The 26,391-nt window shown below is 48.9% G+C and carries 23 protein-coding genes; 9 read left to right on the forward strand and 14 right to left on the reverse strand.

Translation table 11 applies throughout. From position 1 onward, the window contains the following. Position 1 precedes the first annotated feature (1 nt). Positions 2–1,291, reverse strand: coding sequence for a hypothetical protein (locus tag AC0KH7_RS10005; protein ID WP_472373022.1), 1,290 nt, complete (start codon positions 1,289–1,291; stop codon positions 2–4). Between the two features lie 192 nt (positions 1,292–1,483). Beyond that, on the reverse strand, positions 1,484–1,969 hold the full coding sequence (locus AC0KH7_RS10010) for a YajQ family cyclic di-GMP-binding protein (RefSeq protein ID WP_472373024.1): 486 nt from the start codon (positions 1,967–1,969) through the stop codon (positions 1,484–1,486). A gap of 384 nt (positions 1,970–2,353) precedes the next feature. On the opposite strand from AC0KH7_RS10010, the gene cls reads away from it, so the two are divergent. Together cls and AC0KH7_RS10020 are read left to right on the forward strand one after the other, a co-directional pair. Continuing rightward, entirely contained in the window at positions 2,354–3,862 is a 1,509-nt protein-coding gene (gene cls / locus AC0KH7_RS10015; RefSeq protein ID WP_472373026.1) for a cardiolipin synthase, read from the forward strand. A 274-nt stretch (positions 3,863–4,136) separates the two neighbouring features. After that, positions 4,137–5,348 carry an aminotransferase class I/II-fold pyridoxal phosphate-dependent enzyme gene (locus AC0KH7_RS10020; RefSeq protein ID WP_472373028.1) on the forward strand — a complete coding sequence of 404 codons (1,212 nt, stop codon included), beginning with the start codon at positions 4,137–4,139 and terminating at the stop codon, positions 5,346–5,348. 199 nt (positions 5,349–5,547) lie between these two features. Here the strand turns inward: AC0KH7_RS10020 and AC0KH7_RS10025 are convergent, their stop codons facing one another. The 3 genes from AC0KH7_RS10025 to dut form a co-directional block, all read right to left on the reverse strand. Then, the gene (locus tag AC0KH7_RS10025; protein ID WP_472373030.1) at positions 5,548–6,366 is read right to left on the reverse strand and encodes an HDOD domain-containing protein; all 819 of its coding nucleotides are present in this window, start codon (positions 6,364–6,366) and stop codon (positions 5,548–5,550) included. A 106-nt stretch (positions 6,367–6,472) separates the two neighbouring features. Continuing rightward, entirely contained in the window at positions 6,473–7,858 is a 1,386-nt protein-coding gene (locus tag AC0KH7_RS10030) for a phosphomannomutase/phosphoglucomutase (RefSeq protein WP_472373032.1), read from the reverse strand. 88 nt (positions 7,859–7,946) lie between these two features. After that, complete coding sequence (gene dut / locus AC0KH7_RS10035; protein WP_472373034.1) at positions 7,947–8,408, reverse strand: dUTP diphosphatase; 462 nt, start codon at positions 8,406–8,408, stop codon at positions 7,947–7,949. A 161-nt stretch (positions 8,409–8,569) separates the two neighbouring features. Between dut and AC0KH7_RS10040 the strand changes: the two genes are divergently transcribed. Beyond that, positions 8,570–9,289 (forward strand): ZIP family metal transporter, encoded by a 720-nt coding sequence (locus AC0KH7_RS10040; RefSeq protein ID WP_472373036.1) that lies wholly within the window; start codon positions 8,570–8,572, stop codon positions 9,287–9,289. A gap of 3 nt (positions 9,290–9,292) precedes the next feature. Here the strand turns inward: AC0KH7_RS10040 and AC0KH7_RS10045 are convergent, their stop codons facing one another. The 7 genes from AC0KH7_RS10045 to AC0KH7_RS10075 all read right to left on the reverse strand — a co-directional run bounded on the left by AC0KH7_RS10045 (position 9,293) and on the right by AC0KH7_RS10075 (position 19,599). Next, positions 9,293–11,296 carry a BCCT family transporter gene (locus AC0KH7_RS10045; RefSeq protein WP_472373038.1) on the reverse strand — a complete coding sequence of 668 codons (2,004 nt, stop codon included), beginning with the start codon at positions 11,294–11,296 and terminating at the stop codon, positions 9,293–9,295. A 63-nt stretch (positions 11,297–11,359) separates the two neighbouring features. Beyond that, positions 11,360–12,469, reverse strand: a complete 1,110-nt coding sequence (locus tag AC0KH7_RS10050) for a hypothetical protein (RefSeq protein ID WP_472373040.1) — start codon at positions 12,467–12,469, stop codon at positions 11,360–11,362. A 413-nt stretch (positions 12,470–12,882) separates the two neighbouring features. Continuing rightward, a complete protein-coding gene (locus AC0KH7_RS10055) occupies positions 12,883–13,953 on the reverse strand; it encodes an HD-GYP domain-containing protein (protein ID WP_472373042.1) in 1,071 nt (356 codons plus the stop codon). Then, complete coding sequence (locus tag AC0KH7_RS10060) at positions 13,946–17,299, reverse strand: PAS domain-containing protein (protein WP_472373044.1); 3,354 nt, start codon at positions 17,297–17,299, stop codon at positions 13,946–13,948. The genes AC0KH7_RS10055 and AC0KH7_RS10060 overlap by 8 nt, the downstream gene beginning before the upstream one ends. A gap of 182 nt (positions 17,300–17,481) precedes the next feature. Continuing rightward, positions 17,482–17,829: a DUF4156 domain-containing protein gene (locus tag AC0KH7_RS10065; protein ID WP_472373046.1), complete on the reverse strand. Its 348-nt coding sequence runs from the start codon at positions 17,827–17,829 to the stop codon at positions 17,482–17,484. Between the two features lie 148 nt (positions 17,830–17,977). Next, complete coding sequence (gene coaBC, locus AC0KH7_RS10070; protein WP_472373048.1) at positions 17,978–19,192, reverse strand: bifunctional phosphopantothenoylcysteine decarboxylase/phosphopantothenate--cysteine ligase CoaBC; 1,215 nt, start codon at positions 19,190–19,192, stop codon at positions 17,978–17,980. A gap of 5 nt (positions 19,193–19,197) precedes the next feature. Further along, positions 19,198–19,599, reverse strand: coding sequence for an acyl-CoA thioesterase (locus AC0KH7_RS10075; protein WP_472373050.1), 402 nt, complete (start codon positions 19,597–19,599; stop codon positions 19,198–19,200). A gap of 60 nt (positions 19,600–19,659) precedes the next feature. On the opposite strand from AC0KH7_RS10075, the gene radC reads away from it, so the two are divergent. From radC to rpmG, 4 genes are all read left to right on the forward strand, one after another. Beyond that, complete coding sequence (radC, locus tag AC0KH7_RS10080; RefSeq protein WP_472373052.1) at positions 19,660–20,337, forward strand: RadC family protein; 678 nt, start codon at positions 19,660–19,662, stop codon at positions 20,335–20,337. A gap of 2 nt (positions 20,338–20,339) precedes the next feature. Further along, the gene (locus AC0KH7_RS10085) at positions 20,340–21,086 is read left to right on the forward strand and encodes a lipoprotein intramolecular transacylase Lit (RefSeq protein ID WP_472373054.1); all 747 of its coding nucleotides are present in this window, start codon (positions 20,340–20,342) and stop codon (positions 21,084–21,086) included. 197 nt (positions 21,087–21,283) lie between these two features. After that, positions 21,284–21,520, forward strand: a complete 237-nt coding sequence (gene rpmB, locus AC0KH7_RS10090; RefSeq protein ID WP_081836833.1) for a 50S ribosomal protein L28 — start codon at positions 21,284–21,286, stop codon at positions 21,518–21,520. 11 nt (positions 21,521–21,531) lie between these two features. Beyond that, positions 21,532–21,684 carry a 50S ribosomal protein L33 gene (rpmG, locus tag AC0KH7_RS10095; RefSeq protein ID WP_029938870.1) on the forward strand — a complete coding sequence of 51 codons (153 nt, stop codon included), beginning with the start codon at positions 21,532–21,534 and terminating at the stop codon, positions 21,682–21,684. 68 nt (positions 21,685–21,752) lie between these two features. Here the strand turns inward: rpmG and AC0KH7_RS10100 are convergent, their stop codons facing one another. Continuing rightward, a complete protein-coding gene (locus AC0KH7_RS10100; RefSeq protein ID WP_472373056.1) occupies positions 21,753–24,416 on the reverse strand; it encodes a diguanylate cyclase in 2,664 nt (887 codons plus the stop codon). 122 nt (positions 24,417–24,538) lie between these two features. Beyond that, a complete protein-coding gene (locus AC0KH7_RS10105) occupies positions 24,539–24,745 on the reverse strand; it encodes a hypothetical protein (RefSeq protein WP_472373058.1) in 207 nt (68 codons plus the stop codon). A 167-nt stretch (positions 24,746–24,912) separates the two neighbouring features. Between AC0KH7_RS10105 and mutM the strand changes: the two genes are divergently transcribed. Beyond that, positions 24,913–25,728, forward strand: coding sequence for a bifunctional DNA-formamidopyrimidine glycosylase/DNA-(apurinic or apyrimidinic site) lyase (mutM, locus tag AC0KH7_RS10110; RefSeq protein ID WP_472373060.1), 816 nt, complete (start codon positions 24,913–24,915; stop codon positions 25,726–25,728). A 159-nt stretch (positions 25,729–25,887) separates the two neighbouring features. Then, positions 25,888–26,343 (forward strand): hypothetical protein, encoded by a 456-nt coding sequence (locus AC0KH7_RS10115; RefSeq protein ID WP_472373062.1) that lies wholly within the window; start codon positions 25,888–25,890, stop codon positions 26,341–26,343. The last annotated feature ends 48 nt before the right edge of the window (positions 26,344–26,391 follow it).

Consider the following 26,391-nt stretch of genomic DNA (forward strand, 5'->3'; position numbering starts at 1 on the left):
ATCAATCGGAATAACGGCTTTCGATTTTATCCAGTAGCGCTTTACGCTCAGCCATGGCCTGACGAATGTACTCAAGCAACTGTTCAAAAAACGTTTTTGCATCTTTCGTCTCTTCCGGTTCGTGACTTTTAAATACCGATGCTTGACTCATTCGATCCTGCCAACTTCTTTGCGCTTGTTGTACCTGATTCATCGCTTCGGTAAAGGCCTGAAACTGGGACGCCTGATGCTCTGATAACATCGAGGTAGCGTCCGGATCCAGGTCTTCCTCGGCAACACGGTCGGCCAGATCAATTGATTGCGCTGTACGCACATTACCGTCTTCCATCAATACGACTCCGGCGGCCTTTACCTGACCCAGCATTTCTCCTTGCGAGCTACGCAAATCTTCACTCTGTTCAACATTTCCAAGGTATATGGCTCCCACTCCTTTTGATGCAAGGCTGACCATCTGCGCGTCATTTGACTGATCCGTCCAGAGCTGCAATTTTTGGAAAATCGGATCGGCTTCATCAATCCAACCGTTACCATCGACATCATATTTCGCCAAATCGACGAATCCATTGCCGCTTTCAGTACCGAACAATTCGGAACCGTCGTTCACTCGACCATCGCCATTCAAGTCCAGCACCAGATAACCACTGCCCTGCCCCAATTGCGCCAATGATTGCTCCTGACCATCCCCATTCAAATCGAATTCAAAGTACTGGTCACTTAAAGCCACCGAATCGGTGCCAAAATTAATCACTAACGGGTCGGTCATGGCCTGAACGCTCATCGACACCTTGGTTTCTGAGGCAATCTTCGTCATCGAGGAATGCGACGTAAACAAATTGAAATTAATGCTACGCCCATCGGCCAAAGTGACCTGACCGTCTGCCGCCATAGCCGAATAGCTCCGTGTTTGAATCCTGAGCTGATGGGCAAACTCAAAAGCGACTTCCCCCGTTACACTGACACCTGGTCCGTCACCGGCCGGGAATACCCGTTGGTTTGCAATACTGGCCGCCTCTCCCGCCAAGCTGACCTGAATCAGTTCCTGAGTCAACTGCTCTCGTTGGTGAACCGTTTGGCTGTCACCATCCGTCACTTCAGAAGCGGATTCAAAACGTTGCCACGAGTCATTACGATAATGGAATTGTTCGGATTGCTGGAAATTGACGCTTATAGCGCCTTGCCGGCCGAAGGCGGCATTAATGTTTTCACCCAATGCCGCCACGGTTTTTTCCGTGCGCTGAGCATCATAGCGATGATACTGTTCGAGCTGAACAGCAGAAGACTGGATAATCATAAGTGCGTACTCCACGATATTAAACAACTTTCCCTTGTTTAATCACGGCACCACATACCGTGAGTCGTAGAATCACATTTTCATTTCTGGTCGATGAACTGTGACAGCTTGGCGTTGGAGGTTAACCTCTCTGTATTTTATAAATAACCAAGCCTGAACACTGTATCGACCATGTAACGATTTTGTTGAGCTTTAATCTCGAAAATTATTGAACTGCAGCGGCATTTCCAGATCTTCCATGCCCTTCAAAAGCTGCATCACGGCTTGCAAATCATCCCGTTTTTTGCCGGTTACTCGAATGGTATCTTCTTGCTTAGCCGCCTGCACTTTCAGCTTGGAATCCTTAATGGCTTTGATGATTTTTTTCGCTAAAGGCGCGTCCAGCCCTTCTTTCATTTCAATCACTTGTTTAGCGGCTTTTAACTGAATATCCGGGTCCTTGACATCCATACACTTCACGTCGATTCCTCGACGATTGGCTTTTTGAATCAGAATATCCAGCATCTGCTGCAACTGAAAGTCGGACTCGGTTTTCATGGTCACCATCGAATCATTCAGTTCAAAACTCGAGCCGGTTCCCTTAAAGTCATAACGTGTCGTCACTTCTTTATTGGCTTGATCCACGGCATTGGTCAGTTCATGCTGATCCAACTCGGAAACAATGTCGAATGAAGGCATAATTTCTCCTAAAAATACTCATCTCTCAAACGGCCAGGCCTGGCCGTTTGAATTCAAGTCAAAAAACAGGGCGCCTTTTTAGGGGCCACTTCAAAAGAACTATTTTAGCACTTAACATCTTCTTACGAGGCTGTTTACACACTGTCAACCATTTCGCATGCTTAACGGAACATGATAGGATATAGCATTTTAACCACGCCATATTTGAACCATATCGAAGGCCGAAATGAAGCCGTCCTTCTGTCAAAAGAGCCGCCCTCAAGAGAGGTAAATTTTGAGTTGATATTTACTCTGAGCGCTTTTGCTGATGAAGTGCTAGGATTTGAGCGGTAATGAATTGGAATATGAATTGAATTTGTATAGGCCGATAAACGAGATGAGTACATGAGTCAAAATGCGTTAATTGGCACAGGATTTTTAATCTTGCATATCGCCATTATAATCGCGCTGATTGTGCGGGTGCTGTTACGTCCCCATCGCGAGCCGACTTCACGCATCGCTTGGATTGTTCTGATTATTGCCTTACCTATATTAGGGATTGTGGCTTATTTGTTATTAGGCGAAACCAATATTGGTCGACGCCGTGTCGCCCGAATGCGTCAAGTCATTTCTAAATTGCCCAATGTTTCGGATGTGTTAGAAAAAGAGTTTACGACTTCTGAAATTCACATTCCAAAGCACTATGCGCATTTGTTTGAGGTGGGAAAAACCGTCAATGGTTTTGCGCCTGTGGGCGGCAACCATGCGCAACTCATGCAAGATTCAAACAGCGCCATTGCATCGATTGTAGCCGATATTGATGCCGCGCAAAATCATGTTCATGTAATATTTTATATTTGGTTGGCCGACAATAATGGCTGTCATCTTGTTAATGCACTCAAAAGGGCGGCCAAACGTGGTGTAACCTGTAGAGTCATGGCAGATGGTCTCGGTTCGCGCTCTATAATCACATCATCCCATTGGAAAGCCATGCGACAAGCGGGCGTACACTTAGCCGAGGCCCTGCCTATTGGCCGCTTCTTATTAGGTTCGTTAAAAGGGCGTGTTGATTTACGTAACCACCGTAAAATTGTTGTTATTGACAATATCATTACCTATAGCGGGAGCCAAAACTGTGCCGACCCTGAGTTTAAAATAAAGGCAAAATACGCACCTTGGGTGGATATAATGATGCGATTCGAAGGTGCAATTACCCGTCAAAATCAATATTTATTTGCCTGCGACTGGGAATCTGAAACGGGCGAAGATATTGGTTATCTTCTTAAGCAACCTTTAACCCTAAGTTCCGTCAATCAAGCTAATTTAAACAAGACCGAAAGCTCAATAAACACCAAAAAGCAATCGGGCTTTATCGCTCAAGTGATTGGAACTGGCCCAACAGTTCGCTATTCAGCCATGCCCGAAATATTTGAAACACTTATGTATGCAGCTCGTCATCAACTGGTTATTACAACGCCATATTATGTGCCCGATGAACCCATGCAAGCCGCCTTGTGCGCCAGTGCGCGTCGTGGTGTTAAAACCACCGTTATTTTTCCAGCGCGTAATGACTCTTGGATTGTTGCAGCAGCTAGCCACAGTTATTATGCTGAGTTACTGGCCGCCGGCGTGCGTATTTTTGAGTATCAAGGCGGATTATTGCATACCAAATCGTTAACCATAGATAGAGAGGTAACCTTAATTGGATCAGCCAATATGGACCGTCGAAGTTTTGAACTCAATTACGAGAACAATATTTTGTTTTACGACGCTTCCTTAACCGCAAAAATATATGAACGACAATGCAGTTACCTTGCCAACTCTAAACAGGTTAACGCCGAAATGGTACAAGGCTGGACAAGACGCCAGAAATTATTAAATAACGCGATTGCAATGCTCGGCCCAGTTTTATAAAACGCCAATGTAACACCTGCTTTCTCATCAAGCAATGTCGACTTCAATTACTTTTGAATGGTTTTGGTAAATTGACCAGGCCTGGACGTTTTCGTTCAACCAAAATTCCAGATACTTTTAGCTACTTTTAGCCTCCCAACCCATTACAAAAAACGTGCTTCAACATCTAAACTCGCCAGGAGTACTTTACAAACAACGGCTCCGCAAGATTAGCGGAACATGATAGGATATTCTTTTTCAGCAATCCAATATCAGAAATTAGAACCGCTCCGCAATGAACCCCTTCTCACCAGAACCTTACCCTATCGCAGACATCGCCCGCCAGATCCAACCCTTTCATGTCATGAAAATTCTCGGCGAAGCCAAAACCCTTGAAGCGCAAGGGCATGACATTATTCACATGGAAATCGGCGAACCGGATTTCAGCTCTCTACCGCAAGTACATGATGCCGCTCAACAGGCGATGAATGCCGGACAAACGCATTACACCCCCACACTTGGCTTACCGGAACTGCACACGGCACTCTCCAATTTCTACCGAGGCTTCTACGGTGCTGAAGTGCCGGCAGAACGCATTATGTTGACACCCGGTTCTTCCAGCGGATTACAACTGTTGCTGACCGCCTTGTTGAACCCCAAAGACAAGGTATTGATGACCGACCCGACCTATCCCTGCAATCGCGAATTCGTGCGCCAGCTGCAAGGCCAGCTCATCAGCGTGCCCGTCACCGAAAGTACGCGTTACCAGCTGACGTTATCGTCACTGAAATCTCATTGGCAAGACGGCATCAAAGTGGTGATGGTCGCCAGCCCCTCCAACCCCACCGGCACGATTATTGAAGCCGATGAGTTGGTCGCCATGGCCAAGTTTGCGGCGCGAAAAGGTGCCTATTTGTTGGTGGATGAAATCTATCAGGGCTTGGTGTATGACCGCCCGGCCGAATCCATTCTCAGCCGCTGCGCCCACTTGGACAATGTATTGGTCATCAACTCTTTTTCAAAATTTTTCTGCATGACCGGCTGGCGCCTCGGCTGGATCGTCGCGCCGGCTTTCTTAGTTCCCACGCTAGAACGTCTGGGCCAAAACCTGTTTCTCTCCGCACCGACCTTATCGCAATACGGTGCTTTGGCGGTTTTGAAACCCGACGCACTGGCCGAACTGGAGCAACGTCGCCAAACCTTCCAAAAACGCCGTGATACCTTAATGCAAGCCATGCAAGAAGCCGGATTTGCACCCCGCCTTTGCCCGGATGGCGCTTTTTACCTTTATTGGGACATTTCAGCTTTCAGCGATAATGCCGAAGCCTTTTGCCTGGAACTGTTGCACGAAACCGGCGTGGCGTTAACTCCCGGCACAGATTTCGGTCATTACCGCGCCCAGCAGCATGTGCGCTTAGCCTACACAACGGACGAAGAAACATTGCGGCGCGCGGTCGAAAAACTAAAAAGGGCGCTCCGCAAGCGGGCGCCCCTTTCAAACACTTAATGAGAGCTTTGCACGAGATGGATGCACGGATAAAAATGGCTAAAATTTCCCTGAATGTCGTTGAAAAACTGGCAAATAGCCAGCTATTCACTGCGTTTTCCGCCTAATTCAGAAAAATTTTATCTCATTTTTCTATCGCACCCCACTCGTGCAAAGCTCTCTTAATATTTCGCCGGAACAACAGTCCGGCCTAACCATTTCAGGTCGAGCTAATCAATACACGTCTCAACCCATTAACGGTTTCATTCGACAACATTAACTCTTCTTGCGCTTCGGCCAGATATTGTCGTGCTTCATCGGTCATGTAAGCACCAAACGAGACTTCATTAACAATCACATTAGCGATTTTAACCATCGCGATCATGCCGCGCACTTTATCCTTCCCGATATTAGAGTGCGACATATGGTGCAACATAATGACATTGAGCATCTCGACCGGCAATTTCCATTTTTGACCAATCAAAATACCGATGTCGGTATGTGCTGAACCATAACGTTCGATTTCTTTTTTCACACCACTGACCGGGTTGGTGTTAATCAACGAAAACACTTTTTGGTAATTTTCCGGGTCTTTGGTCGCTAATAACAAACACCCGCCGTTATGGAATAATCCGAGCAGATAGGCTTCATCTCGTGACACATCGTGTACATATTCCGACAGTTCGGCACAACAAAACGCCGTGTCTTTAGAGTGTTCGATGATTTCTTGAACTTCGCGAGTGTTAAATAAATTTTGAATCGCCGCCGACACCACCAGATTTTTCAAGTTGTTGTAACCCAGCACATCCACCGCTTCCCGAATCGATTTAACCGGTGTTTTCAATTTCATAATCGGCGAATTAACGATGCGAATGACTTCGCCGGAAAGCTTGGTATTACTTTCAATAATCTCGGTGATTTGTTGGTTGTTTGGAAACTTGCTGGAGAGTGCAGAGTCCAGCTCCATGATTTCTTTCGGTAAATCGGGAATTTTCACTCCCTGAATGGCTTTAATCGCCCCTCTGAGTCGTTGCTCCATGAACGTCCACTGTTTTATCGTTATATAGTCGTGAATCCTATTTTAATCATGACAGCCACATTACACAATATAAAACAACGCACAAAATCAGGATATTTTCATAGACTTAAAATGGTAGCGTCAAACTCGGGTCAACCGACAACATCAAGGTTTTAAAACGCTGCTGAATCCGGGCCAGCGCTTCCGGCGTTTCGCCCTCAAAGCGCAATACGATGACCGGCGACGTATTAGAAGGCCGAATCAACCCCCAACCATCTTCGAAATCGACCCGCAAACCGTCCAAATCAAACACTTTGGCATCACTGAAATCCGCCACCGCTTTAATTTTTTCCATAAAAGCATAATGCAGCCCTTCTTCAAAGGGAATATCAATTTCCGGGGTGTTGTAGGCATTCGGCAAAGCCGCGAATAACGCCGCCGCTGTCTGCGACTGGGTCGATAAAATCTCCAACATACGTGCGGCGGTGTAAACACCGTCATCGAACCCATACCAACGTTCTTTAAAAAACATATGGCCGGACACTTCCCCACCAAGGGCCGCGCCGGACTCGCGCATTTTCGCTTTCATATAGGAATGACCTGTTTTCCACATGGTAGCGTGACCGCCGGCGGCTTCCACCACTTTCGGCAGCAAAGCGGTACATTTAATATCGTAAATCACCTCGGCGCCGGGTTGACGCGTCAAGACATCGCGAGCGTACAGCATCATCTGACGATCTGGATATAAAGGTTCGCCAGCGTTATCCACCACGCCACAGCGGTCACCATCCCCATCGAATGCCAACCCCACATCGGCGCCCAACTCGACCACCTTTTCTGCAAGGTCTTGCAAATTCTTCAACTTAGCCGGGTCGGGGTGATGGTTCGGAAAGGTGCCATCCACATCACAGAAGATCGCGGTGACCTCACAGCCCAAGGCTTTGATAATCTCTGGGGCAAACGCACCGGCAATGCCGTTACCGGCATCCACTACCACCTTTAAAGGACGTTTTAACGCAATACCGGAAACGATACGTTCCCGGTAGGACGGAAAGATGTCATAGGTCTGATAATCACCAGGCCTGGCGGATTTGACAAAATCGTCGTTTTGGATACGTTGCAGGAGTTTTTGGATGTGTTCGCCATAAAGCGTGACGCCATCAATGACCATTTTAATGCCATTATAATCCGGCGGATTATGGGAGCCGGTAATGACGACACAGGAATGTCCGCCCGGTAAAATTTCAGCGGCAAAATAAACCATCGGCGTCATGACCGCACCGAGATCAATGACCTTGACCCCCGTCGAACGCAGCCCTTCCGACATCAAGTGCGCAAAGCGTTCACCGGATAAACGTCCATCGCGACCCAGCACGATTTGCGTCTCGCCGACGGCCAACATTTCCGAGCCCAGCGCCTGCCCGACATAATAGACCGTTTCATCGGTCATGGCCTGATCGACAATGCCGCGAATATCGTAGGTTCGAAAAATACGTGGGTCCACTTGAGCCATGCCGTTTCCTATTTTGAATCAAAATTATCGCGCCATCATACCGTCTGAACATAACAGCGATATGACAAGCTTTTTCCGAGCGTTCCGGTTAATGTGTGCCGGTATGGCCAAAACCACCTTCGCCGCGCTCGGTGGCATCGCCAAATTCTTCGACTTGGGTAAAGACAGGTTGCAAAACCGGCACGATGACCATCTGAGCGATACGCTCCCCTACTTCAACGGTATAAGCTTGGTCGCTCCGGTTCCAACAAGACACCATCAAAGGCCCCTGATAATCGGAGTCGATTAGCCCCACTAAATTACCCAGTACGATGCCGTGTTTATGCCCCAACCCAGAACGCGGCAACAACATGGCGGCCAACCCGGGGTCATCCAAGTGAATCGCTATCCCAGTCGGAATCAACACCGTTTGACCCGGTTCAATGGTCATGGCGTCGTCTATGCAAGCACGTAAATCCAACCCGGCCGAACCGCGGGTTCCATAAGTCGGCCGTTCAATTTCATTTCCGAGACGGGGATCAAGAATTTTGTATTGCACTTGCATCGTCATAAACAGGCTCCTGTATTCGAATTTAAAAACCGATTTATTCTACACCAGTCACCATCATCGGTGGCTTCAAATCGTCGGGCGCGAGTTGCTTCAGGATGCTTTGACTCCTTTCAAAACATCCAGTAGGATGACGTTTCCACCACACTTCTGAGAGCCCCCTTGTGAACGAACTCACCCTGATTCTGTTATTGACCTTGTTTGCCGGCGCCTGCATTCCGTTGGGCGGACTCTTGGGGTATTTTGAAAGCATTCGTCCGAGATGGCTGGAAAACGAGTTACGCCATGGCGTCATCGCCTTTGGCGGCGGCATATTGGTGGCGGCCGTTGCCCTGGTGTTGGTGCCGGAAGGGAAGGAATACGTCCGACACGATTTATGGAGTGTTTTGATTTTCCTGGCTGGCGGAGTCACCTTCTTTATGATGGAACGTTTTTTAGGATTAAAGCGCCGTGAAAAACCGCAGTTCACCGCCATGTTGCTCGACTATCTTCCGGAGTCGTTAGCCTTAGGCGGGGCTTTCGCGCTGGGCTCCCCCACGGCCCCGTTACTGGCGCTCTTCATCGGCCTGCAAAACTTACCGGAAGGCTTCAACGCCTACCGCGAACTGGTGGCCCAACCCGGCAGCAACAAACACAAAATTCTCGGTTTTATGTTGTTATTAGCCATGCTCGGGCCGATCATCGGCTTATTGGGTTACACCTATTTTGCCGAAAGCGAAGGCCTGCTCGGTGCCGTGATGTTGTTTGCATCCGGCGGCATCCTGTATTTGATTTTTCAGGACATCGCCCCCCAATCACGCATGCAACACCACTGGGCACCGCCATTAGGCGCGGTACTCGGCTTCTGCCTAGGACTGCTGGGGCAAAGTTTGGTCACCGGTTAAGCATTAACGCAAAACATGCAGGAAGTGCATATGCTTATGGTAATGATCAATAATGTCCTGGATGATCGCTTGTTTCGACCAGCCCATGACATCGTAATCCTGCCCGCCTTCCTGCAAATGAATCTCCGCCCGGTAATAATGCGCGGTTTCGTCCATTTCGTCTTCCGGTAATTCCACTTGCGTGAACTCCGGTTTAAGATGCGACCGGCTTCGAACTTCATAGACAAAATCGGTTTCATCGCCGTGCTGAACTTTGAGAGTGACGCGATCACGTTCGGAATCTAACTCGACCACCGCATTCAACCCTTGAAGCTGCAGCTCCTGACTGACCTCTTCACAGGCCTGTTTCGCCACGGTACGAACGTAGCGGCTGACCACAGTTTTACTCGGATAATCCACGATATTGTGCAATCGTTGCTTCCAATTGTCGTCCAGAGCCGACGGTGCCGGTGATACATTCATTTGCAAGCTTTCGCGCTTGGCCAGATCCACGCGCAACGCCATAATCAGGCCGTAAGTAGCCACCAGCAATACCAGTGAAAACGGCAGGGCACTGGCAATCGTCATGGTTTGCAAAGCACCTAAACCACCGACCAACAGCAAAATTGCCGCGATTAGCCCCACACCGACAACCCAATACAAACGCTGCCAAAGCGGCGTATCGTCTCGCCCATTAGAACACAGCATATTCACGACTAAGGCCCCGGAATCCGCCGAGGTCACAAAAAAGATCACCACCATCAAAATGGCGATAAAGGACAAAACATCGCCAAACGGAAAATGCCCTAAAAAGGCAAACAAGGCAATGGCCACGTCTTCAGAAACCACTTCCCCTAAACTCGCCATGCCCTGGTTCATAATCATGTCGATGGCCGAGTTCCCGAAAAAGGTAAACCACATCATACTGAAACCCACCGGCACAAACAGCACACCGGTCGCAAACTCACGAATGGTACGTCCACGTGATACCCGAGCGATAAACAACCCGACAAATGGCGCCCAGGCCAACCACCAAGCCCAATACAAGATGGTCCAACCACCGATCCAATCGGTTTTTTCATAAGCAAACAGGAAAAACGTCTCTTTGACGATGCTGGACAAATAGTTCCCGGCATTTTGAATCAACGCCTGCAACAAAAATACGGTGGACCCTAAAAATAAAACCAGCAGCATTAAGGTGATGGCCAAGCCCATATTCAATTCCGACAACCGGCGGATTCCTTTATCCAAGCCGGTCGCAACCGACACACCGGCCAAGCCCGTCACCACCACGATCAACACCACCTGAGTAATGACATCCACCGGCACGTCAAACAAGTAATTCAAACCGCTGTTCATTTGCAGCACGCCGTAACCAAGTGAGGTGGCGATCCCAAAAATCGTACCGATGACAGCAAAGACATCCACCGCATGCCCTATCGGCCCGTAAATACGCTCTCCGATAATCGGATACAACGCCGAACGCAACGTCAGCGGCAGGCCGTGCCGGTAGCTGAAAAAAGCCAATATCAACGCAACAATGGCGTAAATTGCCCAGGCGTGCATCCCCCAATGGAAGAACGTAATTTTCATGGCACTGCGCGCGGCTTCAACCGTCTCTGGCGCGCCCACCGGTGGGGAGAGAAAATGCATCACTGGCTCGGCCACGCCAAAAAACATTAAGCCAATCCCCATCCCGGCGGAAAATAACATCGAAAACCAAGTCAGATTGGAATAATCCGGCGTGGCGTGATCGGGCCCGAGCTTGATATCGCCGTAACGCGACAACCCCAAAAAGACCACCGTAATCAATAGAATCGCCACCGTTAGGACATAAAACCAGCTACCGTTATCCACAATGGCATCTTGCATATTCCCAAAAAAGCTGTCCGCATGGTTCGGCAAAAGCGCCGCGTAAAGAAGGATTAAAATGACCAGACCTGATGCGGTATAAAAAACGGGCGGATTGAGCTTCGCCGCTTCTGGCTTTGTTTCTGGATTGGTTTCAGTCTGTGTTGTTTGACTCATAAGGCTTCCTTATCGGTTGTCTTTTTCGGTTTCGGATGTATTAAAACGCCAAGGCTCCCCGTGTTAAAAATAAAAATCCACCGTCAGATACAAGGCCGAGAAATCCCCCTCACCAACGTTACCATCCATGCCGATGTAGCCGTCCTGGGTCAGATACTCGGCATATAACCAACCGGGACCGTAATCATATTTAATGCCCGGTGCGTAAGCTGACACCAGCCCGGCATGGTTCCCTTTGGTCTGAGAATCGGCCCAAGTGGCATCGAGGTAATACGTCCAATTGCCGCTTGAGCGGCCAACTTCAAACGCATAACGGGTGTTTTCAATGGTCTTTTCCAAGCCATCACTCTCGGCATAAATCGTCGGCAGGCGCCGTTGAGTCTGAATCACCTGTGCATTCACAAAGGTAGCACCAAAATGCCCCTTATAATAAACCACCCCCGCAGCATGACTACCGTCCACCGGGTGGTTATCAACATCGTTGCCACTGGCATCGTAAATGTTTTGCAGTTGACCGGCTTGCAACGACACCCCCACCTGATGGTTTTCATTCACATTGACCGCAAAATTGCCCACCCAGGTCTGGACTTTTCGATAACGGGTTTTGCCACCGGCATGCGACCCCCAATGGTTGTTATCATCCATGGTATCACTACTGGTGTCGCCAAAGTCATCTTGGTGATAATAGGCCAGATCGTATAGCAGTTTTTCCGTTTCGCCGTGCCACTTCAAGCCCACATCCATTTCATCGCCGTAGGCCCCAATCAACATATCCCCTGGCCAAAAGTTGTAAGTTTTCCAACCAAACGGCACCTGGCTCTTACCAATCTTGAGCGTATTGTTTTGGACTAAATCAAACCCCACCCAAGCGCGCTTCATCGACATTTGATTGCCGGTGGAATTATGTTTCGGATCGGTAAAACTTCCCGGCCCCATTCGCCACTCGGCGGCATAAGACCAGATTCCGTCTCCCGGGTCGGCCGCGCCATCCGCATAAATCACAAAGGCTTCGTCGCCGAAATTGCCGTTATTCGGTTCGTCGGAACCGTCATCGAACGAATAGTTGTAATTGAACCAAACTCCGCCAGCAAAATTATATTCCGCTTGAACGACCGAACCAAACAACGTCAAAAAGCTGAACAGACAGAGTTGTAAATAACGAAGCGATGACATAAATCACCCTTATTTTATAATTGTTATAACGTGCACCAAAACGCCTCAAGGCACTTGATGGATTGGAAACGCGCTCAGGTCACCGAACGCAAGTTTGACCGAGCCTTAAGACTCGAAAACCACTTTTTTATAGAGAGCTTTGCACGAGTGGGACGCGAGGAAGAAATGAGATAAAATTTTTCTGAATTAGGCGGAAAACGACGCTAATAGCTGGCTATTAACGAGTTTTTCAACGACATTCAGGAAGATTTTAGCCATTTTTAGCCGTGAATCCATCTCGTGCAAAGCTCTCTTATAAAGTGAAAAGACACCGCCAGCCATACGAAAAGCTTGCAGTTATTCTGGGCATTCTACTGTGCCGAGCCTCGCCCGTCAAAAAAAGACCCTGCCGTCACCCCCTGTTTATCGGTATTTCACGCCCCTCCGCTATCGGAATAGGCTTCCTTAATTTCAAGAATTTCAGGCAAAATAGACATAAAACATTCCACCAAGTAAGGGTCGAAGTGCGCGCCTTTTTCCGACTCAATTAAGTGAATGGCTTTTTCCACGCTCCAGGCTTTTTTATAGGGCCGTTCGGACGTTAAGGCATCAAACACATCGGCAATCGCCACAATACGCCCGGAAACGGGAATTTCATCCCCCACCAGCCCCTTGGGATAGCCTTTACCGTTATATTTTTCATGATGGGTCAACGCAATTTCGTAAGCGATTCGCAGAACCTCAGAATCATGACCCTCCAGAATTTCTGCCCCGATTTCAACATGACGCTGCATTTCAAAATATTCTTCGTCGGATAACTTACCGGGTTTCAACATGATTTCATCGGAAATACCGATCTTACCCACATCATGCATCGGCGAAGCAATTCGTATCATATGCGCCTTACTTTTACCCAGGCCAGCCTTTAACGCAATTTTTTCGGAGTAATAACTGACCCGTTTCACGTGGTTCCCCGTTTCGTTATCGCGATATTCCGCTGCCCGCCCAAGGCGATAAATGATTTCATGATGCGCATCTTCGAGCGCTTTCGTTCTTTCCCAAACTTTTTGTTCCAATCGTTTGTTCTGCTGACGAAGCATTTTTTTCATCAGCCAGTTTTCCAACTGAATTTCAATGCGTTTAAGCAACTCATAACGATTGAACGGCTTCATCACATAATCACTGGCACCGCTTTTTAAAGCTTTGACTCGGTTATCCTGATCATTTTGAGCGGTCAACATAATCACCGGCGGCCTCTCATCCGCCGTGAAATACTGGCGAATCAGCGCTAGGGAGGCAAACCCGTCCAAAATCGGCATATTGATGTCCAACAGCACCAAATCAATCTCCAACTGATTTAACAGTAAATTTAACTGTAACGGGTCTTTAATGGTGTGAATGTGTCGAAACCCCTCGGCCTGCAGTAAGTCTTGTACCAGATCGAGATTCATCTGCTGATCATCCACCACCAGAATATTCGTATCGTGTAACCGGCCCTTAACCATTCGACATTCCCCTCGCTTTGGCGATGATAACCGCCACATCCTCGTCCGACAATTCCATCGGCAAGGTGCAATCGATTTCATCCAAAACAAAATCCGCTAATAGGCAATAAAGGATATCGCCGGAAGCGACACTGACGCGCTGATATCTCTGAAGCGTTTCCAATGCTTCGTTCGGTGCCAATCGCCGACCGATCAAAACCAGATTCGGCCCATAAGAACTGAGCATCTCCTCGCCAAGTTCAAGGTTCGGCGCAATATTTAATTCAACGCCATTCAATTCATGACTCGCTTCAGCGAGCAAACGCATATTGTTCGGATTGTCATCGACCAACAGCACTTTCACCAAGCAATCGGTACACTCAAAGTCCGTTGATAACTCAATCGGCTCCGCCTCAGGGGCATCGGCTCCCACCAAAGGAAACGTCACCCAAAAAGACGATCCCTTACCTTCTTCGCTGCTAAAACCGATTTCACCGTCCATTAATTCCACCAACTTCCGAGTAATACTCAAACCAATGCCGGTACCTTCAATCTCGGAAGTTTCCTGACCCAATCGCTTATAAGCGGCAAACACCTGAGATTGCTTTTCCAATGGAATGCCATAACCGGTATCCGTGACGACGATTCGAACACGCTGACTCCCTCCTGGCAACACAATAGTTTGCGCTTTCAACTGAATGGTCCCGTTCGGACGGTTGTATTTAACCGCATTCGACAAAAGATTCAACAGCACCTGCTTGAAGCGCAACCCATCCACTTTGATCTGATGATCAAACTCATGCCACTGAATCGGCAAAACCGAAATGCGATGCTTATTCGCTAAGGGTTCAATTGTCGACAGACTGCTTTTAATCAGGTTTTCCAGACAAATGGGTTCGACATTGATAGGCACCTCGCCTTCTTCGATTTGAGACAGTTCCAATAACTGATTAATCAGTGCCAGCAAATGTTCACCGCTGTCGGCGATATTATGTACCTGCCGCAACTGACGCTCAGACAAGCCGTCATCTTTCAACAGTTCCGCAAAACCGATAATTGCATTTAAAGGCGTTCGCAACTCATGACTCATGCTGGACAAGAAATTACTCTTGGCTTGATCGGCTTTCTCAGCTCGCTTAACGGCATCGATCAAATCCTGCTCGGCCTGTTTACGATGTGTTATATCCTGCACGATCCCGAGCATCCGCAAGGCATCACCATTTTGAGAGCGTACTACATCGCCGCGCTCCTGCAACCAACGCACCGTGCCATCGTCCCAGACCACCCGATGCTCGACATTATAGTCCTCACCTTCTTCAACACAGGCGGTAATCGCGTCCAACACCACCTGCCGATCATCGGGGTGCAAGGCCTCAACAAAATTGTCAAAACTGGATTCCATTTCCACGCGCTCGCCGCCAAACAAAGGGGCTATCTGGTCAGACCAGAAGAGCTCGCCCGTTTGAATATTCCAGTCCCAAGTGCCGATATTGGCAAAACTCTGGCTGCGATTCAAACGATCTTCACTGATTTTCAAAGCGCTTTCGGCGGCTTTAACCTCCGTCACATCCTGCGCAAAGCCGGAAATAAAAATTACATTACCGTCCTCATCAAGTACCGGATGACCTTGCTGTTGAATAAAACGAATGGCGCCGTCTGCCCGAATAATGCGATGTACAAAAGCATAACCGCCCGGCTGAACGAATTTGGCTTTGGCCGCCACCACATCGTCATAATCCTCCGGATGCACAATTGATTCAAAGCCTTCAACATCCGGCGGAAAACGCTCGCGATCATAGCCAAAAATATCGTAAATGGTATCCGACCACTCCAAGGTCTGATTTTGCAGGTCCAGCTGCCAATAACTGATCTTGGCCATGGACTGTGCATCCATCAACCGTTGCTCGGTCTGTTTGATGTGAGTGACATCGGTTCGAATGGAAATGTATTTTTCCGGCCGACCTTTGGTATCCAAAATGGGAATGATACTGGACTCCACCCAATACAACTGCCCCGACTTAGCTCGATTACACACCTCGCCCCGCCAAGGTTGTCCGGAAGCGATGGTGCGCCACATCTCGGCAAAAAAACTGGCCGGATGTTGACCCGAATTAACGATACGGTGATCTTGCCCCAGCAACTCACCCCGCGAATACCCACTGACACGACAAAAAGTATCGTTGACCTCGATAATCCGCCCTTTTCGATCCGCCACGGAAATAATGTTATGAAAATCAAGTCCGGTTTTATAATCGATGGCTTTTTGCAAAGCGTTATCGGCCGCCTCGGTCAAATAACGCAAGTCCCGTTCATGATCCAATCGCGCCAGAATTTGCGTGCCCAAGCGGTAGACCGGCACACCTTTCGGCAACACCACATCTTCCTGGTAATGATTGAAGGCGTCCAATTTCGCCAAATGTTCCGGTACCGTCTGAAAATGAAACACCGGCACCATTTTCATATTCGGGAACTGACGTAATGCCGTATGCGTGGAAGCCACCTCATCCGTCGCATCCTGATTCAGCACAATGGCGTCCGGCAGCCCCTTACGCACCGCCGCCAAAGCCTGCTCCGCTTCGGGGTAATGCGCCGTCTGCACTCCCAGCCCGCGCAAGTGCGCTTCCAGATTCCGGCATTCATCGTCCTGGCCGATCAAACAAACACGATAAGGTTGATACTGCGCGGCAATATTATGATAAAGCTGATAAAAGTGGCGTCGAAAATAAAAGCTGTCTTCCGGCCAAACAAAAAAGAATTGAAATCCATGTCGGGATAAATCCAGCCGCAAAGCCATGTCTTCGCTGGACGCAAGGTAAATGGCCTGCTCTAACGGAAAATGCTGTTCCATGACATTGGCCAGAAACGATAGATTGTGTTGTTCGCTTTCAGGCAACGAAAATACGAGGATGTCCCGACGCCGCAACTCGGATAACGCCGTCGGAGAATGGAAAACCACTTCCGGCAAACTCAGGCCACTGGTTCGACGCGAAAGGTCATTGATTTGCGAGTCCGACACACCGTAAAAACACAGCCGTGGCGCGTCCTCTTTCCGCAGGGATTCCGTCTCGGCACTGTCCGCCAATCGGTTTCGGAGCGCCTTCAGCTCCGCCAAAAAGTCGTCGAAGCCTTCAAACGCCGGATGAATATCACGCATCATCCGCCGCTTCAAGCTGGCGAACCCGTCGGAAAAACCGTTCATGCCATAGGACTTCAAAGTGTAAGACAGGGAGTCCAGCACACAGAAAAGCGCGTCCAGTTCCACCTCGAACGACATGGAATCAAAACTTGAAAATGGCTCGATGACCTCATCCAGCCGCTGAAGAATCGACGTCCGGAACTCGGCTTGTTGCGGTTGATAAGAGTGCATAGTATTTAATCTATTATTTCAGCCGGGAAGGGTAACGATTGGATGCCCCCTACTCACTTGCTTTTATCTGATTATACACATACACGTAATTTTAGAAAGGAAATAAAAAACTTCAATGAATGGGCCGAGATTCTGGCCATAAGGTCAAAATCCCGGCCCGACAAGGTTAGAGGGCCACGAAGCTATTTCGCGCATTTATAAATATCGAATTTTTGCATGCCGCCGATGACCGGAGACACCGCTACCACCGAATCGCCGCCCATAGTGCCGGCATCGTTTTTGGCGATATTAATCAACTCTTCCTGCACTTTTTCTTCCGAAAAATCCACACCACCCAAAGAACTTTGAACCTGTGCCGTGGTGGTGCCCAGTTTTTCACAACCGGTGACATTAAACGCTTTCACCACAGAGACGCTTTTCGAGGCCTCAGTCGGTTTATTAAAGGTGCAGCCGCTCACGGCCAACAGGGATGCGATCATTGCGCTCGCGAATAGAAGGGTGAAACGTTGCTTCAACGCGGATACTTTCATAATGCCTCACTTAATTTAGGATTACTTTGAAACAGGGAGTTCGTATCAAATTGTACGCGAGAAACGGCGGACGTTAAATACGATCCCTTCCTCTCTCATGTAAATGAATATAAATACATAAATCGAAAAACGCCCAGGCCTGGACGTTTTAAAAGGCCTCTTCCGCGATGAACGCCAAAAGCTCCAAGGCTTGTTGCGCCTTGGACGACGGCATCAAAGCCTGTTCTCGCGCGTCGGTCATCAATGTCAGCTGATTTTCGTCGCTTTCAAAACCACGACCGCCGCCGACCTGATTAGCGCAAATCATATCCAGCCCTTTTCGGGCGAGTTTTTCACGCGCATGCTTCAACACATCGTTTGTTTCGGCGGCAAAGCCCACAACGAAAACATTCGGAGACTTTTGCGCCACCGTCGCGACGATATCGGGGTTCTTTACCAAGCGCAACGTCATGTCTTCCTGACCGGCTTGTTTTTTCAATTTACGGTCCTGCGCGGCTTCCGGCCGAAAATCAGCCACCGCCGCCGCACTGATAAACACAGCCTGATGTGCAACTTGTTCAGTCACCGCTTCAAGCATCTCCTGAGCGGACACCACATCCACCCGTCGAATCTCGGGATGGGCAGACAGCGCCACCGGCCCAGCCACCAACGTCACTTCCGCACCTAACTGACGTGCCGTTTCGGCAATGGCAAACCCCATTTTGCCGGAACTGCGGTTACCCAAAAAACGCACCGGATCAATCGCTTCCTGCGTCGGCCCAGCCGAAACCAATAGGCGCTTGCCCTGCCAACGTTTTGCCAATTCCGCCCAGGCCTGGGCATTTTGCATGTTTTCCGCCACTTGCTGTTCCACCGTGGCATAAATCACTTGCGGGTCTGGCAAGCGCCCGGCGCCGATTTCGCCGCAAGCCTGCTCGCCCTCTCCCGGCGGGATTACCCGCCAACCACGCTGCTCAAGCACCGCTAGGTTTTCTTGAGTGGCCTCATTCTGCCACATCAAACGGTTCATGGCCGGCGCCAGTATTTTCGGTTTATCCGACGCCAAACAAAGCGTCGTCAACAAATCATCGGCGCGCCCCATTCGGAATTTGGCAAGGGTTTCCGCCGAACAAGGTGCCACCAAAATCACATCCGGCCAACGTGCCAATTCAATATGGCCCATCCCCGCTTCCTGAGTTTCATCAAACAATTGGTCACGCACCGGGTGGCCCGACAAAGCTTGAAAAGACAACGGCTGAATAAACGCCTTGGCACCCTCGGTCATCACCACCTGCACTTCATGCCCGGCTTTGACAAACAGTCGCACCAATTCCAGCGCTTTATAGGCAGCGATGCCGCCGGTGACGCCCAATAAAACCTTCATGACAGCTACCCGGCTTCCGATGCCTGGGAGGCCAATGCCAGCAATTCCGGAGTCATTCGCACCGGCCGACCGTTTTGCACGGTGGCACCATAGGTTTTCGCCGCCACCACCAAGGTGCCGTCTTCTTTATAAATGTTCTGGGCGAACACCACTTTAACACGTCCCTGCGGCACAACTTCCACCGTCACATAAAAACGGTCATGCGGGCGCAATGACGCTTTATAATCCACTTCGGCACGAATCACCATCAAATCGATCCCTTGCGCCGCTAAAGCCGCAAAATCCACTTGGTTGGCCAATAAAAATTCGTGACGCGCATGCTCCAGATAATTTTGGTAAACGGCGTTATTCACCACGCCCTGCAGATCGCATTCATAATCGCGGACGGCCATTTCAAACTTAAACATTGCCAGTAAAAACCCTTTTCATTAAGATGGCGTTTATCTTACCAAAAATTCCGTAAAAACATGGCAATTACCGATTGGCACGAAAACGACCGTCCGCGTGAAAAACTGCTCAAGTTCGGCGCTGAACACCTCAGCGACGCTGAGCTGCTCGCGATTTTCCTACGTGTCGGTGTGCAAGGCAAAAGCGCGGTCGAACTGGCACAGGATTTACTCGACCACTTCGGCAGCCTGCACCAACTGCTCAATGCCGATGAAACAGAGTTTTGCGAAGCCAAAGGACTGGGGCAAGCCAAATTCGTGCAACTCCAGGCGGTTTTGGAAATCTCTCGCCGCCACTTTGAATCCGGTTTGACCAAAGGCGATGCCTTGACTGACCCGGAAAACGTCGCCCGTTTATTGCAACACCACATCGGCCAGCAGGCACGGGAAACCTTCGGTTTGGTGTTATTGGATCAACAACATCATTTGATCGCCTTTGCGCCCCTTTTTACCGGCACGCTCAACCAAGCCTCGGTGCACGCCCGCGAAGTCATTCAAACCGTGCTGGATCATCAGGCTGCCGCAGTGATACTGGCGCACAACCATCCATCCGGCGACCCGACGCCCAGCCAGGCCGATCTCGCCCTGACTCAACGCTTAAAACAGGCACTGGAATTGATTGAGGTGCGCTGCCTGGATCACATTATCTTGGGCGACCACGGCCGTTGGACTTCCATGGCACAACAAGGAATGCTGTAACCATGCGCCAAACCCGACGCGACACAAGCGCCTCTTTTGGATTAAGTGTTATTTGGATTTGGGCCGGTTTTCTGCTATCGCTTTGGATCAGCTGGCATCTTTTGGCGAAAGCGGATTTCTTCTATCCATTTTGGTACGACCAGGCCGGCATTCACGAAAATATCGAGCGCTATGCGCCCGACAATCGCTACCGAGATGGCTTTGAGAATACGTCACGCAGCGAACGTTTGGCACTGTTCCACGGCATTGTCGAGGCGATTCAACACCAAGGAAACGGATTGGACACCTTGGCCTATCGTCACAACGGACAAAACGTTTTATTGCTACGCCCACCGGAAATCGGCCATTTGCAGGACGTCGCCCACCTGATCTCTTGGCTGAATCGAGCAGGCCTGGTCATTTTCGGTATTTGGCTTGTCATCGGTTTATGGCGTTTCAAACAACGCCAATACATGACTTTTCGCCAGGCCTGGTGGATTTTGGGAATCGGTTTATGCCTCATTGCACTCCTGCTAGCGTTGGTTGGGCCGGAAAAAACATTCTACCAACTGCACGTCTGGATTTTTCCGCCGACACATCCGTGGTTTTTCTACTACGAAGACTCCCTGATGAGCACCTTAATGAAAGCACCGGATTTATTTGCCTACATCGCGTTGAGTCTGGTGACCACCGCCGGGCTGATTTTCACCTTGCTGCTTTACGGCATCCAACAACTGGAAAGACCTTTCCGACCTCGGAAAACCCGTTGAATTTACAGAAAAAAGATTTTTTTAACCTCCAAAACAACATTTCCCAGTGAGACGCTTGCTTTTTGATTCGATTTTATGGATAATTCCGCTTCTTGTTTTTCACAGTCTTACCCAGGCTGTTTTAACATAGAAATATTCGAATATTTTTAATGTCAGGGGTAGCGAGTTCGCTAACCTTTTTTGAGAGGAATTGAGAAATGTCCAAAGTCTGCCAAGTAACAGGAAAGAAGCCTGTAGTCGGTAACAATGTTTCCCACTCTCATCGTAAAACTCGTCGTCGTTTTTTACCTAACCTACAAACTCACCGTTTTTGGGTTGAGAACGAAAGCCGTTTTGTAAAACTACGTGTTTCCACTTCTGGAATGCGTGTTATTGATAAAAACGGTATTGAGTCAGTGCTTGCAGAAATGCGTGCACGTGGTGAGAAAGTTTAAGGGAGCCCGACATGCGCGATAAAATTAAACTTCAATCGACAGAAAGCGCTTATTTTTATACAACCGATAAAAACAAGCGTAACATGGCCGGCAAATTCGAGATCAAGAAATACGATCCGATTCTGCGCAAGCATGTTCTCTTCAAAGAAGCCAAAATCAAATAAGTTCTATCCGACTTAGATGATGACCCAGCTCAAAAGGCTGGGTTTTTTTATGCCTGTAAAACGGCGTCTTAAACGATTCCGGAAGTCGAACGGGCTTTGACCATCACCACTTGATTACGCCCTTGTTGCTTTGCCTCATACAAAGCTTCGTCCACCAAATGGTAAACGCCATCGGAGCCAACCATCTCATCCGGCGGTAAAAATGCCGCTCCCACCGAAATCGTCAACAAGCCATGCTTCGAGCTTTCATTCAGAATACCCAACCCTTCGACATGGTGACAAAGGTCTTCAAGGTGCTTCTGGAATGTTTCCCGTGAATCAAAACTGGCCAGGACGAAGAATTCCTCGCCCCCCATCCGGAAAATAAAATCGGTCTCACGCGCAAAATGTTGCTTCAACAAACCGGCAACTTGTTTCAGCACTTCATCGCCTTTCTGATGACCGTAACGGTCATTGATTTTTTTGAAAAAGTCGATGTCGATCATGGCCACCGATAAGGGCTCTTCACCGCGCTGAGATTGCTTCAGCTCTCGCTCAAATATTTGGTTAAAATAACGTCGATTATACAATTCCGTCAAATCATCGGTAATGGAAATCTGTTCAATACGTTTGCGGTCGGAAATATTGACCCGCGTAGCCCAAACTTGATACACCCGCCCCCAAATATTACGCACCGGCGTCAAGGTCAGCTCCACCCAATAAGGGTTTCCACTGGCGGTTTTCCCTTCCATTTCGCCTTGCCAGGTTCGGCCATCCAACACCCATCTCTGAATATACTCCTGTCGGCTTTTTGGTAGGTCATGTGCTACAAGCGTTAAATAAGAACGCCCCAAAAGCTCCAGCTTGGTATACTCGGTCAAACGACAGAAAGAGTCGCTCACCCAATTAAAGGTTAAGGTTTCCAAGTCAATTAAAGTCGCATACGTCAGTTCATGAATCTGATTGATGTAGACCTGTTGTTTGTTTTTTTGATAACGGTAAAACATCACCAAAAACAACATGATCAATACCACTGCCGTGATAACCAAAGCCACTTCAAGTAGCTGACGCGTATCCATGCGATTCACCATTTCCAACTGAATCCAATGGTTGAATACTTTCCGGCGCTCCTCCTCCGTAATTGAAGCCAGGCCTTTTTGCAGAATACTGAACAAAACCGGTTTGTCTTTACGCACCCCAACGGCGAGTTCAAAGCGGTGCTCGGATTGCCCGATCACATGAATCCCGGTCAAACCATACTGGTTAATGGCGTAATTGATGGCCCCTAGGTTTCCGGAGTACACCATGGCGCGTCCATCAATCACGGCTTCCAAACCTTCTTTCACCGAGTTCACCAGCAACAATTTAATCTTCGGATAATTTTTGGCCAGCGTTTCATGCGACCAATAGCCCTTCACCACCGCCACTGTGTGACCATTCAACTGCTCGTAGTCCGGAATCACCGACAACTCTTTTTGCCCCACCAACACCATAGGGAACGACAAATACGGCTTTGTAAATGTCATATACTGCGAACGTTCCGGTGTCGCCACCGCACAGGAAAACGCATCGTATTCGCCCTCCTGCGCCAGTTTTAAAACCTCTGCCCAGGGCCGCGTTTGATCCACCCGAAAACGCAACCCGGTTTTTTGCGATAACAGTCGAAAATAGTCGGCCGCAATGCCTTGATAACGCCCTTTCGAGTCAATAAATTCAAACGGTCCCCAATCAATATCATTGGCTAAATACACCACAGGATGCGCTTCGATATACGCCAATTCTTCCGGTGTGAACACATAATTGGACGCATTGAAAATAAAATCGTTCATATCCAAGCGGTTGAAAACAGACGGTGAAATCAACCCAACTTCTTTGGCCTCGGCCGCCGTTGCCAGCAGTTTGGCCGGTTCAATCGTCCCAATCGGCGTCAAACCGGATTTCACATAATGCACCGTCACCTTGGCTTCATTGAGCAACGCTTCCCGCGACTTCACCACCGGATAGTGCGCCAAAATATCATCCACCACCTCGGCTTGGTGTTGCAGCGCATAACGCCACCCTCGAATGGTGGTCTCCTTAAAGCGCTGCACCAATTTCGGATGACGGTGAGCAAACCGCTCCGAGGTGATAAGCAAGTCGCCATAACTTTGCACCCCAAAGGTTTTCGGATCCACCGCATAATAAGGGATGCCTTTCTGTTGAAGACGAAAGGGTTCATTGGTCATGTAAGCGCCATACAAGTCGACCCGATGATCGATAAAATCATTTAAATCGCCGGACGGCGGAATCGATTTCAACGGTTTTTCGGTCACCGTATTGGCTTTATTAATGAGGCTTTGAATTTGCAGGTTAGTGAAATGCATGACGTTCATGCCGCTCATGTCTTTGAGCTCTTCAATCGGACGATGGGCCAACAGCACCATGGGTGAAAACTGGAAAGAGCTCATCACCAACTTGATCGGATCCCCTTTCGCGTAATCGACAATTACCGAACTGTAAGCCGTCGCAAAATCGGCTCGCCCACTAACGACTTCGCTGGCCATATTCATGCCAGGACGCCAACTTTTAATCGTCACGTCCAGGCCGGCGTCACGGTAGTAGCCCTGCTTGACCGCCGCATAGAACCCGGCAAATTGAAACTGATGATTCCAGTTAATCTGAACGGTAATTGGCGCCAATGTTTGAGAGAAGGCCTTGGCAGAAAAAGCCAGGCACACGAAGAGAGCGAACATCCAAAGGGAACGAAGGGGCATAGCGAGTGCAAACCATTATTATAGTGTTTGCCATCATTATAAAAAATTTACCCTATTTTAAAAGAGATTAATTTAGAATAAATTCACCCAGCGCGCGCAATCGCGTCTGCATCGAATGCCAGTCAGGAAACGGTGCCATACAAACGACGTTTGGCTTCCCGTATAGCCGGCGGCACTTTGGCCCAGTTTTCCGGAAAATCCTTGGACTGAAATTCACGCAAGGCATTATAGGCGTCTTCAATCAAGCTGAAACTTGCGACGACGCCCTCGGTATTGGAGACACAATACCCGAGTTCGTCGCAATCCATGTAGTAATCTTGTGTGTTCATTTTATTCACCTCCTAGAGAAGGTTTTTTGTTTTTTCCCTTGTGCTAATAATATTATCGGCCATTGTCAGGAAAATTTAAGTTATGAGGAGTCAAAAGCTGGCTTTTTACATTCACTGCATTAGAATATTGACACCCTCAAACGCACATCAACCCCCAAGAAAGAAACATGCCAGAATTACCGGAAGTCGAAACCACTAAACGCGGCATTCAGCCAAATGTCGAACAGCAAACCATCCGTGAGATAATCATTCGCGATGCACGCCTGCGCTGGCCGGTGGATACGACGTTGCCCGAAAAATTACCAGGCCTGGTGATTACGGCCATTCAACGCCGCGCCAAATACCTGTTATTAGAAACCGAACGCGGCCACCTGATCATTCACCTCGGCATGTCCGGCAACTTACGGGTTTTACCGCACGACCACCCTCCGGTTAAACACGATCACATCGACCTGATTCTGGATAACGGTTATCTGCTGCGTTATCACGATCCACGCCGGTTTGGCTGTTGGCTTTGGACAGAAGCCCCGCCCGAAGAACACAACTTGTTTAAAACGCTGGGACCGGAACCTTTAACGGACGAGTTCAACGCCGAATGGCTGCTGCAAAAAGCCAAGAATCGAAAAGTGGCCATCAAAACCTTCATTATGACCAATGCCGTGGTGGTCGGTGTCGGTAACATCTACGCCAACGAAGCCCTGTTTTTAAGCCGCCTTCACCCAACACGACCTGCGCACGGCGTGACCCGAGAGGAAGCGGAACAATTGGTTAAAAACATTAAGCAGGTGCTTGCCGCCGCCATTGAACAAGGCGGTACGACCTTGAAAGACTTTCTGAGCCCAAGCGGCCAACCTGGGTACTTCGAACAAAAATTACATGTATACGGCCGCGACAAGCAACCTTGCCCAAGTTGTGGTTACCCAGTGCAAAAAACGGTTCTGAATCAACGTGCCGCTTACTTCTGCGAACACTGTCAAAAGTAATGCACAACCCTGAAGATAACATGAGCGTGATCTTTAACCGTTCAAAAGCGACTTGAGCGTATAAAAAAAAGCCTCTAATATAGCTCCATATCTTCATTAACTGTAGGCGCATTCGATTCCGACTCGGACATTATGAACACCTTTTCCTCAACAACCCGCATGTTTTCGACCTGGCTGACCGTCGGAGCCGTTTCGCTGGTGCTATGGCTCTCCAGTTGCGACTCGTCTTCGCCCTCCAACATCGAACAATGGCCCTTAAACGAGGCGTGCGAACTGCATCAATCCGCTTGTCAAACCCGTCATGAAAAGCAAAACATCACCATCGACATTCGCCCAAAACCGATTCGAGTGGCACGAACACTGACCGTTCGCGTCAAACTGGACAATATCTTCGCCAGTAAAGTCGAGCTCGATATTTCCGGTTTGAACATGTACATGGGTTATAACCGCGTCACCCTCTTCCCGCTACCCGGCCAACCGGGGTTTTATGAAGGCAAATCCATGCTGGCTTTCTGCACGAATGACCGCATGGACTGGCAACTGACGGTCATCGCCACACAAGAAAATGGCGAAGTCATCCAAGCGCCATTTCTATTGGTTACGCATAATCGCTGAATAATCCCTTAAAAGCCTCGAGCGTTTGTGTCAGAATAAAAGACAGTT

The organism is Hydrogenovibrio sp., assembly GCF_965140365.1.
Classification (GTDB): Bacteria; Pseudomonadota; Gammaproteobacteria; order Thiomicrospirales; family Thiomicrospiraceae; genus Hydrogenovibrio.